Below are 704 nucleotides of genomic sequence, written 5' to 3' on the forward strand. Positions count from 1 at the left end.
GGCACCGGCGGCACGGCCGGCAGCGGCGGCAGCGGCGCGTCCGGCGGCAGCGGCGGCGCCGGCGGCAGCGGCGGCAGTGGCGGCGACGGCGGCACCGCCACCCTGGACTGCAGCGCCGGCAAGGTCGTCGACGAGGAGGACGATACGAAGCGCTGCGTCAACGCGACGAATCTCGTGAACGAGATCCAGGCGCCAGCCAGCGTGACGTGGGCGGACGAGGTGGTTGAATTCTCGTCCCAGTACGGCACGATGGAGTATTCGGCCGAGCAAGCCCTCGGCGCGCCGGACGTCTATCCCGCCGGCGCCGACGAGCCCAAGGCCTGGGCGACGCAGGCCCTCGACAATGCAGGCGAATTCCTGACCGTGGGCTTCAAGACGCCCGTGATCGGCGAGGCCGTCTGGGTCTACGAGACATACAACCCGGGCGCCATCTCGAAGATCACGATCACCACGAGCGAAGGCGACAAGGTGATTTACGAAAACGCAGCGCCCGCGACCATCGGCGGCTGCGCACACATCCGCTCCGCGCCGACCAAAACCTGCGCGCCCATCTCCGCCGTGCGCATCGACCTCGCATCCGACAAGGTCGACGGCTGGAACGAGATCGACGCCGTCGGCATCCTCCCGCCTTCCATGCCCTGAGGAGCCGCCGCGCCGGGGCGCTGCCCCGGACCCCGCGGGGGCTGTTCGCCCCTCGACCCGAA

At 70.5% G+C, this 704-nt stretch carries 1 pseudogene; it reads left to right on the forward strand.

Annotated features, from left to right (window positions below):
• Positions 1 to 642, forward strand: a pseudogene (locus QHF85_RS49730) (hypothetical protein); the annotation flags it as partial.
• Positions 643 to 704 lie beyond the last annotated feature (62 nt).

This window comes from Polyangium sp. 6x1, from assembly GCF_029946515.1.
Lineage (GTDB): Bacteria > Myxococcota_A > Polyangia > Polyangiales > Polyangiaceae > Polyangium.